The following is a 16,715-nucleotide window of genomic DNA, read 5'->3' on the forward strand; positions in this document are numbered from 1 at the left end:
CACTTGCCGCGAACCCATAGTCTTGGCTAGGCTCAACCGTCCTTGCGGGAGGGGTCGGATGGTTTCGCGGCGGTTTGTTCTTGGTGGCGTGCTGGCAGGTCTTGCCGCACCGGCCCTTGCCGAAGGTCTCGCCCTCAGCCCGCGCCCCCTCGCCCGCCCCATGGCGGATGCCCTGCCCGCCCGCGCGGCAGCCGATGCGCGCGACCTCATCGCCGGGGCAAAGCTTGGGGGGACCATCGGCTATGTCGTGGCCGACGCCCGCAGCGGAAAGATCCTCGAATCCGCCAATCCCCGCGATGCCCTGCCCCCCGCCAGCACGGCCAAGGCCATCACCGCGCTCTTCGCGCTGGAACGGCTTGGCCCCGGCCACCGCTTCACCACCCGCATCCTTGCGACAGGCCCGCTGCGCGGCGGCACGCTCGAAGGGGATCTGATCCTCGCAGGCTCCGGCGACCCGGAACTCGATACCGACAAACTCGGCGATCTCGCCGCGCGCCTGGCCGCCACCGGTATCCGGCAGGTGCGCGGGGCCTTCCTCTTCCACGACGGCGCGCTTCCTGCCATTTCCCGCATCTCCGACGACCAGCCCGATCACGTCGGCTACAACCCCGCGATTTCGGGCCTGAACCTCAACTACAACCGCGTCCATTTCGAGTGGAAACAGGCAAAGGGCGGCTATGGCGTCGCGATGGATGCGCGCGGCGAACGCTTTGCCCCCCCGGTCCGCCTCGCAAGGATGGAGGTCGTCCGCCGCGAATCCCCCCTCTTCACCTATCGTGAAAGATCCGGGGCCGAAGAATGGACCGTGGCCAGCAAGGCCCTCGGCAAGGGCGGCAGCCGCTGGCTGCCCGTCCGCAACCCGGGTGCCTATGTCGCCGAGGTGTTCCAGGTCCTCGCCCGCGCGCAGGGGATCAACCTGCCCGATGCGAAACGCACGGCCCGCCTGCCGCAGGGCGCGCAGATCCTCGCGGAATGGACGGGTGATCCCCTCTCCGATGTGCTGCGCCGGATGCTGCGCTGGTCCACCAACCTCACGGCCGAGGTGGTGGGCCTCTCCGCCTCCGGTGCGGGCGGGTTGCGGGCTTCGGGCGGGGCCATGTCGGATTGGGCAAAGTCACGGCTGGGCGCGACCGGGCGCTTCGTCGATCATTCGGGCCTTGGCGCCGAAAGCCGCATCAGTGCGGAACAGATGGTGCAGGCCCTTGTCGCGGCGCAGGCCACGCCGGCGGGGCGGGCGCTGAAACCCGTGCTGCGCGATCTCGGCATGCGCGACGGTGACGGCGGCGCGATCGAAAGCCCCGTCACCGTGATAGGCAAGACCGGCACGCTGAATTTCGTCTCGGCTCTGGTGGGCTATGTGCAGCCACCCTCGGGCCGCGACCTCGCCTTCGCCATCTTCTGCGCCGACCCGGATCGCCGCGACCGCATCCCGATGGCCCAGCGCGAACAGCCCGAAGGCGGCAAGTCCTGGACAAAACGCGCCCGGCGCCTGCAGGGGCAGCTTATCGCGCGCTGGGCGGGCCTCTACGCCTGACCCGCCTCAGGGCTTCAGATGCCGCACCCGCGCGCCCCATTCGATGGCGGCGGCGTGCAGGCGATCCACCTTCAGCTCTTCCCGCACCTCTTCCAGCATCCGAAGCTCCACTTCGTTATGCTTCCCGTCCGCCGTCACCACGTCGCAGGCCAGCGCATAGGCGGTTTCATTCAGCCGCTCGGGCAGCGCCTCGCGGATCAGCCCGAACAGCGCATCCAGCCCGTCCTCTTCCTCGAACAGGTCAAAGACGATCTGGCTGATGCGCCGGATCCTGTCCTGATCGTAATCGGCAAAGACCGGCATATGGTTGACCATACGCTGTATGGCCACCAACTCGGCCGTCCGCATGTTCTGGTCCGACGCGGAACAGGCAACCATGACGGCAACAAGCGCATCCTGCGGAGACATGGGAGAGGTTTCAGACATGGCGAATTCCTTGGGCGAATCCCTTGCAGGCAACAGATGTTCCGCGCCCTTTCTGAGCGGACATTATTGACGTGATGCAGGGGCGGCAATAGAGGACGGGGGTTTCCGGGGGCATGGGGCTCCCAGGCGACCACCAGAGGATGTGAAGCAATGTCTTCCCTGCGCGACGCGGCGATGAAATCGAAAGCCTGGCCCTTCGAAGAGGCCCGCGCCATCCTCAAACGCTACGAGAAGAAGGCCCCCGAAAAGGGCCATGTCCTTTTCGAAACGGGCTATGGCCCCTCGGGCCTGCCCCATATCGGCACCTTCGGCGAAGTGGCCCGGACAACGATGATCCGCCGCGCGTTTGAGGTGATCAGCGACATCCCCACCCGGCTGATCTGCTTTTCCGACGATCTCGACGGGATGCGCAAGGTTCCCGAGAATGTCCCCCAGCAGGACATGCTGCGCCAGCACATGCAAAAGCCGCTGACCAGCGTGCCGGACCCTTACGGCGAATATGACAGCTTCGGCCATCACAACAACGCCATGCTGCGCCGGTTCCTCGATACCTTCGGCTTTCAATACGAATTCATCTCGGCCACCGATTTCTACCGCTCGGGCCGCTTCGACGATACGCTGCGTCTGGCCACCGAACGCTATGACGCGATCATGAAGATCATGCTGGCCAGCCTGCGCGAGGAACGCCAGCAGACCTATTCCTGCTTCCTGCCGATCCATCCGGAAACCGGCCGTGTCCTCTATGTCCCGATGAAGAACGTCGACGCCGCGCGTGCCGAGATCACCTTCGATGATGAAGATGGCCGCGAATGGACGCTGCCCGTCACCGGCGGCAATGTGAAGCTGCAATGGAAGCCCGATTTCGGCGCCCGCTGGGCTGCGCTCGATGTCGACTTCGAGATGTATGGCAAGGACCACTCCACCAACACGCCGATCTATGATGGCATCTGCGAGGTGCTGGGCGGGCGCAAGCCCAACCACATGACCTATGAGCTGTTCCTCGATGATCAGGGGCAAAAGATTTCCAAGTCCAAGGGCAACGGACTGACCATCGACGAATGGCTCAGCTATGCCGCGACGGAAAGCCTGTCCTACTTCATGTATCAGAAACCCAAGACGGCGAAGCGGATGCATTTCGACGTCATCCCGCGCGCGGTGGATGAATACCATCAGCAACTCCGCGCCTATCCGGACCAGGATACCGACGGGCAGGTGAACAACCCCGTCTGGCACATCCATGGCGGCAACCCGCCCGAATCCCGGATGGTCGTTCCCTTCTCCATGCTTCTCAACCTTGCCAGCGTCGCCGGGGCCAAGGATGCCAAGGGGCTCTGGGGCTATATCCGCGCCTATGCGCCCGAAGCCTCGCCCGAAACCCATCCCGATCTGGACGCCGCCGCAGGCTTTGCCGTGCGCTACTTCAACGATCGCATCGCCCCTTCCCGGCAGTTCCGCGCGCCCGACGCCCGGGAACGCGCCGCGATCGAGGATCTGCGCGCCCGCCTGGCCGCATGGGAGGGTGGGGCAGATGCCGACGCCCTGCAAAGCATGGTCTTCGCGGTGGGCAAGGATCACGGCTTCGAACCCCTGCGCGACTGGTTCAAGGCGCTTTACGAAGTGCTGCTCGGTGCCAGCGAGGGGCCGCGCTTCGGCGGCTTCGTCGCGCTTTACGGCGTGCAGGACTCCATCGCCCTCATCGACCGTGGCCTTTCCGGGGAACTGCTGTCCTAAGGCCCCCTTGCGCAAGCATTGACGGCCCCTGCCTTCAAGCTACCCTTCCATCGGGGACGCTTGAACCAGGGGGCCGACATGCGCCGACTTGCCTTCGGATTTCTCACCGCCCTTCTGCTGGCCTCGCCGCTCGCGGCCCAGCAGGACCCGGTCCAGCAGACGATCCTCGACCAGATCGAGGCGTTCAAGGCCGATGATTTCGCCACCGCCTTCACCTTCGCCTCACCCACGATCAAGTCGATCTTCATGTCGCCCGAAAACTTCGGGATGATGGTCCGGAACGGCTATCCCATGGTCCACCGCCCCGGTTCTGTCCGCATGCTGGAACAGCGCGACGTGGCGGGCCGCCTCTGGCAGAAGGTGATGATCACCGATCAGGCCGGGCGCAGCCACATCCTCGACTACCAGATGATCGAGACCGAGTCCGGCTGGCAGATCAATGCCGTGCAGCTTCTGCCGGAACCCGGCGTCGGGGCCTGACATTGCCCGCACGGTGACATGACAGGCCGTTAACCCTTCATCGCCACCCTTTTCCCGATCGCATCTTCGACGAGGGAAAAGATGAACAAAGCAGTGACGGATGGCCTGGTCCTGATGCCGCCGGCCTTTGAAGCGGGCCTCAACCTGTGGTCGCGCGAAGATGGCCTGCCCGGCCAGGGCTCCTGGGCGGGTCAGCCCAACGCGGCCTTCGTGCCTGCCGATCAGGATTTCGGCGGCTGCCTCGAGGTGCAGAAGACAACCGCGACGCTGAAGCTGCGCTGCTTCCAGCAGATCCCGTTCCGGCCCGGAATGTATCTGCGCGTCACGGCGCGCGTGAAATGCCTGTCGGGCGCCTTCCCCTCGGTCCGGATCGCGGGCTTTGCCGCGGCGGCCAACGGCTCCAACGTGGCCGCGGCGGTGCAGATCTCGGCCCCGGTCGCCCTGTCGCAATACGGGCAGGTCGTCACCGTCAGCGCGATCATCGGATCGGGCAATCGCGGCGGGGTCGACATGGTCTGGGGCCCCAGCCCGGCCTATGCCCATCTCGGCCTCGATCTGATCGGGGCCACCGGCGGCGTCCTGCGGATCGACGACATCCGGATCGAGGATGCGACCGACGTTTTCCACCGCAACATGATGACATGGGTCGATGTGCGCGACTACGGCGCCAAGGGCGACGGGATCACCGACGACACCGCCGCCTTCGAGGCCGCCGATGCCGCGGCGGGCCAGCGCTCCGTCCTCGTCTCGCAGGGCACCTACCGGCTTGCGGGCAACGTCACCTTCGAAAGCGATGTCCGCTTCGAAGGCACGGTCACCATGCCGCAGAACATCCGCCTTGCCTGCACCCGCAACTTCGATCTCGATACCTATGCGGCGGCTTTCGGGGGCGAGGCGGCAGGGTTCCAGAAGGCGCTTCAGGCGCTTTTCTATTTCACCGATCACGTGGAATTCGATCTGTCCGGCCGCCGCGTCGCCCTGTCCGCCCCGATCGACGTGCAGGCCCTTGCCGGGCTGAACAGCTTCCACCAGCGCCGCATCCTCCGCAACGGCCAGCTCGAGGCGGTGGCCAACGCCGCCTGGACGCCGACCAGCGTCACCTCCGTCGCCACCTATTCCGTCTCCCAGCCAGACCGTCTGACAGCCGTCGCCAACATCGCCAACATCCCCGCAGGCGCACGCATCAGCGGCACCGGCGTCGGACGCGAGGTCTATGTCCGCTCCGTCAATGTCTCGGCGGGCACCCTTGAACTCAGCCAGCCCCTGTTCGGGGCGGCGGGGACGCGCACCTTCACCTTCCAGCGCTACCGCTACCTGATTGATCTCAGCGGTTTCGAAAACCTCAGCCGGATCGAATTCCGCGAAATCGAATTCGATTGCGGCGGCATCGCAAGCGGGCTGATGCTGCCCAAGGTCGGGCTCGCGCTCCGGGTCGACAATTGCGTCTTCAACCGCCCGCGCGACAGGGGCATCACCTCCATCGGTTCGGGCTGTCAGGGCCTGATGGTCGATACCTGCCAGTTCCAGTCGAACGAACTCGACATTCCCGCGCAGGACCGCACCACGATCGCGCTGAACGTCAACGCCAACGACTCCAAGATCCGTGGCAACCGCATCGTCCGTTTCGCGACCTTCGCCGTCATGGGGGGTACCGGGCATCTCTTTGTGGGCAACCACTTCTTCCAGGGCGATGATGCGACCGATGGCACCAGACGGGCCGGCGTCGTGCTGACCTCGCCCAATGTGAAGACACTGTTCACCGGCAATTACATCGACAACAGCTTCATCGAATGGTCGAACGAACATGACGCCCAGCCCGCCTTCAGCAGCGGCTTCTCCTTCGGCGGCCTCACCATCACCGGCAACATCTTCACCGTGAACGACGTCGCCGCGCATTTCCGCTGGCTGGTGATCACGCCGCGCGGGCCGGGCCATTACATCCATGGCCTGTCCGTCATCGGCAATGTCTTCCGCACGCTCAACGGCAATATCGACCGGGTCGAAAGGGTGGACGACACCTTCGCCACCCTCGACACGGGCCGCTACCGCGTCATCGACTTCAGCCAGAACGCCTTCCACGGCATTTCCCAGATCACCACAAGCCCGGTCATCCTGCAGCATGACCAGACCAGCAACGCCGATACCTGGACGGTGCAGGCAGGCCCCTTCATGCCCTTCGGCGCGCGCGCCCGCAACGTGACGGCGCTGGTCGCCGAAGGGGCGATCACCAATTCCTCCAATCAGGCGCAGTTCGCCTTTCCCAATGTCGTGCCGGAATCCGGCACCGACAGGACCAACGTGCTGGTCCGCTGGCCCTCTGCGGTGAAGGGTCGCATCCTGATCACGATCCGCGGCGACAACCCGACCTGAACCTCAGGCCAGATCCTCCGGCGTCATCCGATAGGCCCGCGCAAATCCCGCGTTCAGCAAGGCCGAACGCGGGATGAACCGCACGAAGGCGAAATCCGCGAAATCGACATAAAGCTTCGCCTTCGGGTGATGCCGCAACCAATGCGCGCGCAGGTCTGCCCGTTCGGGATCATCCAGCGGCACGAAGGCGGCGCGCGCCTTTATCATAAGGCGCGGATGGGTCAGGGGATCGGCCTTGTCCCCCACTTCGCCGACCATGATCGCACAATCCGGGTGGGCCTGCAGCGCCGCGAAATGCGGGGCCAGCGCCGAAACCAGCGTGACCATCCCGCGATCCGGCGCCAGGCCAAAGGCGATCCGGCTGATCCCCGGCGTGCCATCCTCGGGGTCGCGCCAGGACAAAGCGGCAAATCCCGCCCCGGCCAAAAGGTCGCGGGCCTGCCGCCTTGCCGCCTCATCCGCGGCGGCCACCGGGTCGGTTCGTTTGGTCATTCCAGGCGTTCCAGCAATTGACAGAAGGGTGTGGCGGGCGTTTGCTGCTGGCTCAGGCCAATGGCTACCACCCGGATCATGTCAGACACAACCCATCCCGCCAAAGAGGCCGAATTCCTTCCCAAGATCCTGACAGTCCTTCGCGAAGGATATGGCGCAAGGGATCTGCGCGCCGATGCCCTTGCCGGCCTGACCGTGGCCATCGTGGCCCTGCCGCTCTCCATGGCCATCGCCATCGCCAGCGGCGTCGGCCCCGAGCGCGGCCTCTACACCACCATCATCGGCGGCTTCCTCGTCTCGGCCCTTGGCGGATCGCGCTTCCAGATCGGCGGGCCGGCCGGGGCCTTCATCGTGCTGGTCTCGGCCTGCGTCATGGCCATCGGCGTGCAGGGGCTGATCCTTGCCACCTTCCTTTCGGGCCTCCTCCTCATCGCCGCCGGGGCGCTCCGCCTGGGCACCTATATCCGCTTCATCCCCTATCCCGTCACCGTGGGCTTCACGGCAGGCATTGCCGTCATCATCTTCGCCAGCCAGATCCGCGATCTCTTCGGCCTTACCCTTTCGGGCCCCGAACCGGGCGAGATCATCGAGAAGGTCGAATCCCTCTGGGCCGCCCGCGCCACCTTCACCCCGCAGGCCCTGATCGTCGCCGCGGGCGTGATCGCCGTCATCCAGGGGCTGAAGCGCTGGCGTCCCGGCGCGCCCGGCATGCTGATCGCGGTGATCCTCGCCTCGGCGGCAGTGGCGCTGCTGAATGTCCCGGTCGAAACCATCGGATCGAAATTCGGCGACCTGCCGCGCGTCCCGCCCGCCCCCATGCTGCCCGATCTTTCGCCGCCCGCGATCCTTGCCGCGCTGCCCTGGGCCATCAGCTTCACCCTGCTCGGGGCCATCGAATCCCTGCTCTCGGCCGTCGTCGCCGACGGCATGAGCGGGGCCCGCCACCGCAGCAATGCCGAACTGGTGGCCCAGGGCGCGGCCAATATGGGCTCGGCCCTCTTTGGCGGCTTCTGTGTCACCGGCACCATCGCCCGCACCGCCACCAATGTCCGCGCCGGTTCGCGCGGCCCCGTCTCGGGCATGCTGCACGCGCTGTTCGTCCTGGGCTTCATGATGGTCGCCGCCCCGCTGGCAGCCTATATCCCCCTTGCCGCGCTTGCCGGGGTGCTGGCCATCGTCGCCTGGAACATGGCCGAGAAGGAAGAGTTCCTCCACCTCCTCCGCTCCAGCCGCGCCGATGCCATGGTCCTGCTCGTAACCTTCCTGCTCGTGGTGTTCCGCGACCTGACCGAAGGCATCGTCATCGGCTTTGCCCTCGGCGGCCTCGTCTTCATCGCCCGCATGTCCGAAGCCGCCGAAGTGGCCGATCACGACAGCGCCCCCCTGCCCTCGGCGGATGGGGATCGCGTGGTCATCCGCCTGCGCGGGCCATGGTTCTTTGGCGCGGCGGCGCGGCTCGGCTCCATCCTCGAACGCATCGCCGACCGGCCGCGCGAATTCGTGGTCGATCTGACCGACGTGCCGATGATCGATTCCTCGGGCGCGCGCTCCTTCCTCCTGCTCGCCCGCCGCATGGCGCGGCGCGATGGCGTGCTGATCGTGATCGGCGCGCGCCCGCCCGTGCGCCAGGCATTGGAACATCAGGGCCTTGCCAAGCTGCCGGTCCGCTTCCTGCCCGACCTCGCCGCCCTTGACCAAGGCTGATCAGAAGGCGCGCTGCCGCGCATGCCTTTCCTCTCGCCTGCGCGCCTGCGCGCTCCGGCTCGGCTGATGGGGGCCCTGCCCCCAAACCCCCGGGGTATTTGGGCCAAGATGAAGGGGGCGCCCTGTCAGGCGGCGAAGGGATCCACCGGATAACCGACCCCGGTCAGGTAAAGCCCCTGCGGCGGGCAGACCGGGCCGCAGGCCGCGCGATCCCGCGCCTCCAGCGCCGCCTTCACATCCGCCGGATCCCAGCCCCCGGCCCCCACCCGCTCCAAAGTGCCGATGATGGATCGCACCTGATTGTGCAGGAAGCTCCGCGCCCGCAGGGAGAAACGGTATTCCGTCCCGCCCGGAACCGGGGCCGTGGCAATGGAGATCTCGTCCAGCGTCTTGACCGGGCTTTTCGCCTGGCACAGCGTCGACCGGAAGGTCGTGAAATCATGCGACCCGATCAGATGGGCCGCCCCTTCGCGCATGGCCGCCACATCCAGCGGGTTCAGGATCTGCCACACCCGCCCCCTGTCATGCGTGACCGGCGCCCGCCGGGCCTGAAGGCGGAACAGATAGCGCCGCTCTGTCGCGCTGAACCGCGCGTGGAAATCGTCCGCGACCCGGACAGCGCGCAGAATGGCCACAGGCGCGGGCTTGAGGTGGAAGTTCAGCGCCTCGGACAGCCGGAAGGGATCCCAGTCGCGCGCCATGTCGCAATGCGCCACCTGCCCCGTCGCATGCACGCCCGCATCCGTCCGCCCCGCCGCCGCGATGGTATGGGGCCCCGGTTCCAGCCGGCCCAGCGCCGCCTCGATGGCGGCCTGAACCGAGGGCTGCCCCCCGGCCTGCCGCTGCCAGCCGTGAAAGGGCAGGCCGTCATATTCGATCAGAAGCGCGAAGCGTGGCATGCTGCGGGGTTAGCCCATGCCGGGCGGGCTTGTCCACCCGGGCCATCGCCGCCGCTACACAAGGCCGCCTGCGATGCCTATGTTGGGGGCAAGCAAGGGGAATGTCTTGGTCCTGTCATCCATCACCAGCGGTCTGTCGCGCGGCATCGAAAGCGCGACCTCGGGCCTGTCCGAAGCGCTTTTCGAACCCGTCATCCGGCTGGGTGTCACCGGGCTCAGCCGTGCGGGCAAGACGGTCTTCATCACGGGCCTTGTCGCCAACCTGCTGGATCGCGGGCGCATGCCGCAGCTTTCCGCCCATAGCGCCGGTCGGATCGACTCCGTCTGGCTGCAACCCCAGCCCGACATGACCCTGCCGCGCTTCGATTACGAAGGCCATCTCGCAGCCCTGACGGGTGACAGCCCGCGCTGGCCCGACAGCACCCGCGCGGTTTCGGAACTGCGGCTCTCCTTCCGCCTGCGCCCGGATGGCTGGATCGCGGGCCTGACAGGGCCGCGCATCCTGCATCTCGACATCGTCGATTATCCCGGCGAATGGCTGATGGATCTGGCGCTTCTGGATCAAACCTATGCCGATTGGTCCGATGCCCTGCTGTCGCGCATGGCCCGCCGCCCCGAGGCGGCGGCCTTCCTCGCCACCGCCCGGGCCGAGGACGGCGCTCTTCCCCTTGTCGAAGCCCGCGCGCAGGACCTTGCCGCCCTCTTCACCCGCTATCTCGGCGATGCGCGCCAAAGCGGCTGGGCCGACTGCACCCCCGGCCGCTTCCTGCTGCCCGGCGATCTGGCAGGCTCGCCCGTCCTGACCTTCGCCCCCTTGCCGCGCCCCGCCAGCACCGCGCGCGGCAGTCTCTGGGTGGAAATGGAACGCCGCTTCGATGCCTACAAGGCAAAGGTCGTGCGCCCCTTCTTCCACGACCATTTCGCCCGGATCGACCGGCAGATCGTGCTGGCCGATGTGCTGGGGGCCATCCATCAGGGGCCGCAGGCGCTGGAAGACCTGCGCCGCATCATGGCCGATGTCATGGCCGCCTTCCGCCCCGGCCGGAACGGCTGGCTGACCGCGCTTCTCGGCGGCAGGCGGGTCGAACGCATCCTGCTTGCCGCCACCAAGGCCGATCACCTGCATCACAGCCAGCACCCCGCCCTGACCGCCATCATGCAGGCCATGCTGCGCGAGGCGAAGGATCGCGCCGAATTCGCCGGTGCCCTGACCGGGGCCATGTCGCTTTCGGGCTTCCGCGCCACGGTGGAAGAGACGATCACCCGCGATGGCCGCCCGCTCGATTGCGTGCGCGGCCGCCTGCGCGACGGGCGCGAGGTGGCGATGTATCCCGGCCGCCTTCCCGACGATCCCGCCCGCCTGCTGTCGCCCGCCCGTCAGGGGGCGGAAAGCTGGCTTGACGCCGAATACGGCCTGATGACCTTTGAGCCGCCCCTGCGCATGTCGCGCAGACCGGGCGAAGGCCCGCCCCACATCCGGCTGGACCGCGCCCTCGAATTCCTGATCGGAGACAGGCTTTGACCGCCGACAAACCCTTCATCCTGGAACTGGAGACCCGCGCCGATCCGGCGCTTGCCCCGCCGGTTCCTGACCTTCTGCCCGATGGCCGCGCCATGCAGGCCGCGCTGCGCCTTGGCGCGCGGCGGCCACGCTCGGCCCTCGGGCGCTTTGCGATCTGGGCCTTCGGGGCGCTGTTTTCCTTCATCCTCTCCGTCGCTGCCTGGGATTTCGTCACCGGCCTGCTCACCGCGAACACCCTTCTCGGCACCATCGCGCTTACCCTTGTCGGGCTGGCCACCCTGGCCGCGGCCCTCCTCGCCCTGCGCGAGGCCGCGACCTTCGCCCGCCTCGCCCAACTCGATGGCCTGCGCCAGCGCGCCGCCGAAAGCGCAACCCTGCCTGACGCCCGCCGCGTGACCGCCGACCTCGCCGCGCTCTATGCCCGGCGCGGCGACATGGCCTGGTCGCTCTCGCGGCTGAAGGAACGCCAGGGCGAGGTGCTGGATGCCGATGCCCTCCTTCGCCTGGCCGAAGGGGAACTGATGGCCCCCCTCGACACCGCCGCCCGGGCCGAGGTGGAGGCCGCCGCAAGGCAGGTCGCCACCGTCACCGCCCTCGTTCCCCTTGCACTCGCCGATGTGGCCATGGCGCTGTTCGCCAATCTCCGCATGATCCGCCGCATCGCCGAAATCTATGGCGGGCGGGCAGGAACGCTGGGTTCCATGCGCCTCCTGCGCCGGGTCTTCGGGCATCTTGTCGCCACCGGGGCCGTGGCGCTGACCGATGATCTGATCGGCTCCGTCGCGGGCGGCGGCGTGCTGTCGAAACTCTCGCGCCGCTTCGGCGAAGGCGTGGTCAACGGCGCGCTGACCGCCCGCGTCGGCATCGCCGCGATGGAGATCTGCCGCCCCCTGCCCTTCGCCGCCCTCCCCCGCCCCTCTGTCACCCAGACGCTCAGCCGCGCCCTTGCGGGCCTGCTGAACCGGGGCGACACCGGCCGCGACGAGGACGCCTCGAAGGTCTGATCCTACAGCCCCTCCGCAATCCGGCGGAACAGCGCGATATTGCCCGCGGCCACGCCCGGCTCTTCGAAGCCGCGATCCGCGGCATTCACCGCGATCACGATGTTCCGCGCCCGGTCGATCCAGATATACTGCCCATAGATGCCTTGCGCGTTCACCTCACCCGGCCCCGCGCCCTCGGCGATCCACCACTGATAGCCATATCCCGCCCCGCCCGGGGCCGTCGGCACAGTCGAGGCTTCCACCCAATCGCGCGGCACGATCTGGCGGCCCTGCCAGATCCCGCCCTGCGCGATCATCTGGCCAAAGCGCGCATAATCCCGCGTGGTCACGTTCAACCCGCCCAGGACAAAGCTCACGCCATAGCCATCCGTCAGGTAATAGGGCGCCACCTCCATCCCCAGCGGGCCAAGGATATGCCGCTCCAGCAATTCGGGAATATCCTCGCCCGTCGCCCCCCGGATGATCATGCCCAGCACATGTGTGTCGATCGACACGTAATGCCACCGGCTGCCCGGCTCCGCCGCCCGCTCCGTCAACCCGGCGGCAAAGCCGTCCATGGATTGGCCCAGCGCCAGCACCCGCCCCATGCGGTTGATATCCGACCAGAAGTCCAGATAGTCCTCGTTGAAGGCCACCCCCGACGACATCGTCAGGATGTGCCGCACCGTCGCCCCGTCATAGGCCGACCCCGCCAGTTCCGGCGCATATTTCACCACCGGATCGTCAAGGCTGTCGATATGGCCCTCGGCCAGAACGATCCCGAACAGCGCCGAAAGAAAGCTCTTCGCCACGCTCCAGGAAATCCGCAGATCCTCGGGGCCAGTCCCAAGGTGATAGCTTTCGTGGACGATCTGCCCGTCCTTCAGCACGACCAGCGCCGTCACATTGCGCGCGACGATCCACTCCGCCACCTCGGGCGGCAACACCGCCTCGGGCCCCTTGGGCAGGGGGCTGACAGGCCCCTCCCCGCGCGACAGCGCCCGTGTCAGGAAAAGCCGGTCCATATGGCTGAAATTCCCGACGATGCGATCCTCGGCGAACAGGCTGTTCACCGCCATCAGCCGCGAAATCTCATCCCGTTTCCACAGCGCCAGCGCCGCAACCAGCACCAGCACGACTGCCACCACCCGGCCCAACCTGCGCATCACATCCCCCCGTTTTCCGCAGGTCTGCCACGCCAATGCACGCTTGCCAATCGCATCGTGACGTCACGCCACGGCACCCCAGCGCAGCCAGCGCCCATGAAAACAGGCCCGCCCCAGCGCCCGCCTCTCGCCGCCCGGCCAAAGCCGCAGGGTCAGCGCCGCCCCATCGGGGCGGCCATCCGCCTCCATCGCCAGATGGGCCAGCGGCGCCGCCTCCGTCGCCCGCGCCCCCGCGGCCTTCAGCGCCGCATCGCAGCGCGCCTGCGTCCCGGGCGGGAAATACTGCCAGGCGACGGTATGGAACACCACATGCACCCGCCCCGGCATCGGCACCTCCAGCCGCCGCTCCAGCCAGTCCGCCGCATCGCCGCGTTCCAGCACCGGGCGCAGCCGCACAGCCTCGGCCAGCGCGGCCTCTGTCCGAAGCAGCCGGTCCGGCTGATCCGGCCAGAGATAGGCCAAAAGCCGCAGCCTGTCGCGCGCGGGGTCCAGCGGGTTGATGTCCACCCCCCGCCGCTCTGCAATGGCAAAGGGCGCGGGCGGCGGCAGCGCCCCCTCCCATTCCGGCATCAGAAGGATCAGCCCCTCCCCCCGCACCTCCCCCGGCAGGGACAGGCGGCAGCGATCCCACATCAGGTTCAACCCGCCCGAACAGCCCAGTTCCGACAGCGCCAGCGGCAGGCCGAACCGCGCCGCGATCACATGGCCCGCCGCGCACAGCGGGGCCGACCGCCGCACCTCGTTCGTCTGGGGCGGCTGGTCCAGCCAGCGCAGCAGATGCGCCTCATGCCGCCCCAGTGCCGCCAGCGCCGCCGCCACCGGATCGCCCCCGGCATAGGCCGCCGCCAACCCCGCATCCGCACCGTCCAGGATCAGCGCATGCAATCCCCCGGCCAGCCGCAAGGGAACCGCATCCCCGGCAGGCCCCGGCTCGCCCTGCCAGCCCAGGATGCGATCCGCCACCGCCGATCCCGGCATCAACCCCTCGGCCAACCCCGCCATCAGCCGCTCCATCAGCGGCGATCCCAGCCGCCCGCAGGCCCGCGCCTGCGACCGAAAGGCCGCCCGGACGCCCGCCTCCGTCACCTGAACTTGTCCAGCAGTTTCTGCATCGGGCTGCGCGTGTCGGGCGCGGCTTCGGGGGCCGCTTCGGGGGCGGCTTCGGGCGGGGCTTTCTTTCCCTCGGTCTGCGCGTCGGTATGCACAGCCGTCTGCACCGGGCTCTGCACCGGGCGCGGCACGCCATTCTTGCCTTCCGCCCTGTCCGATGACCGGGGCGGCGCTGTCCGCAGCGCCACCGCATTCATGAACCGCGCCCCGTCCCCCTCGGCCAAGGCCGCCGCGCCATCCGAAATTCCGCGCAGCAGATCATCCAGCCAATCCCTGTCCGCCTTTGCGAAATCGTTCAGGACATAGGCCGCCACCGCATCCTTGTGGCCCGGATGCCCGATGCCCAGCCGGACCCGCCCATAGCCATCCGTCCCCAGATGCTGATGGATCGACCGAAGGCCATTATGCCCCGCATGCCCCCCCCCGGCCTTGACGCGCGCCTTGCCCGGGGCAAGGTCCAGTTCGTCATGGAAAACCGTTATATCCTCGGGCGTTAGCTTGTAGAACACCATCGCCGCCCGCACGCTTTCGCCCGACAGGTTCATGAAGGTCTGCGGCTTGACCAGCAGCACCTTCTCCGCCCCCAGCCGCCCCTCGGCCACCTGCCCCTTGAACGCCGCCTTCCAGGGGCCAAAGCCATGATCCGCCGCGATCCGGTCCAGCGCCATGAACCCGATATTGTGCCGGTTCCCCGCATATTTCGCGCCCGGATTGCCCAGCCCCACAAAGAGTTTCACGCCCGTCTCCCCGCTGCCCGCAGTCCCCCAAGACCATTGCCCCAGCCCCACGCCCCGCGCAAGCCCAAGCCCGCCTGCCAATCCTTTCAGGGGCTTGACGCCACCCCGCCCCTGCCCGACCGTAACCCCCGGAAAAGAGGGGGCAAAGGTGCGGTATACGGTGGTCTGTTCGGTCAAGGATGAAGGGCCCTTTCTGGTGGAATGGGTCTCCTGGCAACGCCTGATCGGCTTCACCGACATCGTCGTGGTCAGCAATGGCTGCACCGATCACTCGCCCCGCCTGCTCGATGCCCTGGCACAAGCCGGCTGGATCACCCATCTCGTGCATGAGGTGCCCGATGGAAAACACATCACCGGCCGCAAGCTTGCCGCCGCCAAGTCATTGGAACAGGTGAACAATTCGGACTGGCTGATGGTCGCCGACGTGGACGAGTTCCTTGTCGTTCATCCCGGCGGGGGGCGGCTGCCCGATCTTCTCGCGGCACCGGGGCGCCCCTTCCTCGGCATGTCGATCCCCTGGCGCATCTTCGGCACGTCGGGCCGCCAGCACTGGGAAGACGGCCTCACCCACCGCCAATGCCTGCGCGCGGGCGTGGCGGGGGGGCGGCTCGGGGGCTGGCTGAAATCCATCCACCGCCGCCCCGACTGGTTCGCCCGATTGGGCGAACATTCCCCCAAACGCCTGCGCCCCCGCCGCCTCGCGCAATGGGGCAGCGACGGGATGATCTGGGTCAACCCCGCCGGGATCGAGGTGCCGGGCTGGCGCCCCGAGGAAGACAGCCTCCGCATCCTGCCCGAGGCGCTGCGCGGCTGGGAGGTGGCGCAGGTCAACCACTACATGCTGCGCTCGGCCGAGAGTTTCTCGCTAAAGCGCGGCACCCTGTCGCCCGTCGCAGGCAAGGATCGCTATACCGACGCCTATTACGACAAGGCCGAACAGAACGCGGTCGAAGACCGCAGCGCCCTGCGCCATGCGGCGGAATTCGACCGGATCCACGCCCAGGCGATGGCCCTTCCCGATGTCCACCGCCTGCACCATCTCTGCTGCGCCGATTACGTCCGCCGCCTCGCCGCCCGCTCCGGCCGCGATGCCATCGCCGATCCCCGCCTTGCCCATCACCTCGCCCTTGCAGGCGATCCACCGGCCTGAACGAAAAAGGGCGCGGCAGGTTTCCCCAACGCGCCCCCGTTTTCACGATCCTGCAGGATCACTCCGAAGCGGCAAGCCCCGACGGAGCGGCGATATTCGCGATCACGAAGTTCCGCGCGATCGTCGGCTTCACGCCCTTCGGCAGGTCCACGTCATTGATGTGGATGACGTCGCCGATCACCTTGCCCGTCAGGTCCACGGTGATGTGATCGGGGATATCCCCGGCCATCACTTCCAGTTCCACTTCCGGGCGCACCACGGTCAGCGTGCCGCCGCGCTTCAGGCCGGGGCTTGCTTCGTGGTTGATGAACTCCACGTGGATGAACAGGTTGATCCCACATTCTCCAAGTAAGTCGCTGATTTCGCTGTCGTAATCGTGATATTTCGCATATAAATCATGGCGTTGACGGC

14 protein-coding genes and 1 pseudogene are annotated in these 16,715 nt (G+C 67.4%); 8 read left to right on the plus strand and 7 right to left on the minus strand.

Annotated elements, in window-relative coordinates; genetic code table 11:
- Positions 1 to 58: 58 nt before the first annotated feature.
- Positions 59 to 1,534 carry a D-alanyl-D-alanine carboxypeptidase/D-alanyl-D-alanine endopeptidase gene (gene dacB, locus G5V65_RS15240; RefSeq protein ID WP_165051705.1) on the plus strand — a complete coding sequence of 492 codons (1,476 nt, stop codon included), beginning with the start codon at positions 59 to 61 and terminating at the stop codon, positions 1,532 to 1,534.
- 6 nt (positions 1,535 to 1,540) lie between these two features.
- Here the strand turns inward: dacB and G5V65_RS15245 are convergent, their stop codons facing one another.
- Positions 1,541 to 1,960, minus strand: a complete 420-nt coding sequence (locus tag G5V65_RS15245) for a tellurite resistance TerB family protein (RefSeq protein ID WP_165051707.1) — start codon at positions 1,958 to 1,960, stop codon at positions 1,541 to 1,543.
- 150 nt (positions 1,961 to 2,110) lie between these two features.
- Here G5V65_RS15245 and G5V65_RS15250 point away from each other — a divergent pair, with 150 nt between their 5' ends.
- The 3 genes from G5V65_RS15250 to G5V65_RS15260 all read left to right on the plus strand — a co-directional run bounded on the left by G5V65_RS15250 (position 2,111) and on the right by G5V65_RS15260 (position 6,541).
- Positions 2,111 to 3,691: a lysine--tRNA ligase gene (locus tag G5V65_RS15250; RefSeq protein ID WP_165051710.1), complete on the plus strand. Its 1,581-nt coding sequence runs from the start codon at positions 2,111 to 2,113 to the stop codon at positions 3,689 to 3,691.
- Between the two features lie 78 nt (positions 3,692 to 3,769).
- Positions 3,770 to 4,171: a DUF4864 domain-containing protein gene (locus G5V65_RS15255; protein ID WP_165051712.1), complete on the plus strand. Its 402-nt coding sequence runs from the start codon at positions 3,770 to 3,772 to the stop codon at positions 4,169 to 4,171.
- Between the two features lie 81 nt (positions 4,172 to 4,252).
- Positions 4,253 to 6,541, plus strand: coding sequence for a glycosyl hydrolase family 28-related protein (locus G5V65_RS15260; protein WP_165051714.1), 2,289 nt, complete (start codon positions 4,253 to 4,255; stop codon positions 6,539 to 6,541).
- Positions 6,542 to 6,544: 3 nt separating this feature from the next.
- On the opposite strand, the gene G5V65_RS15265 is transcribed toward G5V65_RS15260, so the two are convergent.
- Entirely contained in the window at positions 6,545 to 7,033 is a 489-nt protein-coding gene (locus G5V65_RS15265; RefSeq protein ID WP_165051716.1) for a pyridoxamine 5'-phosphate oxidase family protein, read from the minus strand.
- A 78-nt stretch (positions 7,034 to 7,111) separates the two neighbouring features.
- Here G5V65_RS15265 and G5V65_RS15270 point away from each other — a divergent pair, with 78 nt between their 5' ends.
- Complete coding sequence (locus G5V65_RS15270; RefSeq protein WP_165051718.1) at positions 7,112 to 8,737, plus strand: SulP family inorganic anion transporter; 1,626 nt, start codon at positions 7,112 to 7,114, stop codon at positions 8,735 to 8,737.
- Positions 8,738 to 8,862: 125 nt separating this feature from the next.
- Here G5V65_RS15270 and truA read toward each other — a convergent pair whose 3' ends face one another.
- On the minus strand, positions 8,863 to 9,636 hold the full coding sequence (gene truA / locus G5V65_RS15275) for a tRNA pseudouridine(38-40) synthase TruA (RefSeq protein WP_165051721.1): 774 nt from the start codon (positions 9,634 to 9,636) through the stop codon (positions 8,863 to 8,865).
- A 106-nt stretch (positions 9,637 to 9,742) separates the two neighbouring features.
- Between truA and G5V65_RS15280 the strand changes: the two genes are divergently transcribed.
- Both G5V65_RS15280 and G5V65_RS15285 read left to right on the plus strand, forming a co-directional pair.
- Positions 9,743 to 11,158: a YcjX family GTP-binding protein gene (locus tag G5V65_RS15280; RefSeq protein WP_165051723.1), complete on the plus strand. Its 1,416-nt coding sequence runs from the start codon at positions 9,743 to 9,745 to the stop codon at positions 11,156 to 11,158.
- Positions 11,155 to 12,162, plus strand: a complete 1,008-nt coding sequence (locus G5V65_RS15285; RefSeq protein WP_165051725.1) for a YcjF family protein — start codon at positions 11,155 to 11,157, stop codon at positions 12,160 to 12,162. The genes G5V65_RS15280 and G5V65_RS15285 overlap by 4 nt, the downstream gene beginning before the upstream one ends.
- A gap of 2 nt (positions 12,163 to 12,164) precedes the next feature.
- Here the strand turns inward: G5V65_RS15285 and G5V65_RS15290 are convergent, their stop codons facing one another.
- The 3 genes from G5V65_RS15290 to pth all read right to left on the minus strand — a co-directional run bounded on the left by G5V65_RS15290 (position 12,165) and on the right by pth (position 15,154).
- Complete coding sequence (locus tag G5V65_RS15290; RefSeq protein WP_165051727.1) at positions 12,165 to 13,307, minus strand: serine hydrolase domain-containing protein; 1,143 nt, start codon at positions 13,305 to 13,307, stop codon at positions 12,165 to 12,167.
- Between the two features lie 63 nt (positions 13,308 to 13,370).
- Positions 13,371 to 14,393: a DUF2332 family protein gene (locus G5V65_RS15295; protein ID WP_165051729.1), complete on the minus strand. Its 1,023-nt coding sequence runs from the start codon at positions 14,391 to 14,393 to the stop codon at positions 13,371 to 13,373.
- Positions 14,390 to 15,154: an aminoacyl-tRNA hydrolase gene (gene pth / locus G5V65_RS15300; protein ID WP_165051750.1), complete on the minus strand. Its 765-nt coding sequence runs from the start codon at positions 15,152 to 15,154 to the stop codon at positions 14,390 to 14,392. The genes G5V65_RS15295 and pth overlap by 4 nt, the downstream gene beginning before the upstream one ends.
- Before the next feature lie 148 nt (positions 15,155 to 15,302).
- Between pth and G5V65_RS15305 the strand changes: the two genes are divergently transcribed.
- Complete coding sequence (locus G5V65_RS15305; protein WP_165051732.1) at positions 15,303 to 16,304, plus strand: glycosyltransferase family 2 protein; 1,002 nt, start codon at positions 15,303 to 15,305, stop codon at positions 16,302 to 16,304.
- Positions 16,305 to 16,362: 58 nt separating this feature from the next.
- Here the strand turns inward: G5V65_RS15305 and G5V65_RS15310 are convergent.
- Positions 16,363 to 16,715, minus strand: a pseudogene (locus tag G5V65_RS15310) (hypothetical protein); the annotation flags it as partial.

Origin of the sequence: Paragemmobacter kunshanensis (assembly GCF_011059185.1) — a bacterium.
GTDB classification, from domain to species: Bacteria; Pseudomonadota; Alphaproteobacteria; order Rhodobacterales; family Rhodobacteraceae; genus Paragemmobacter; species Paragemmobacter kunshanensis.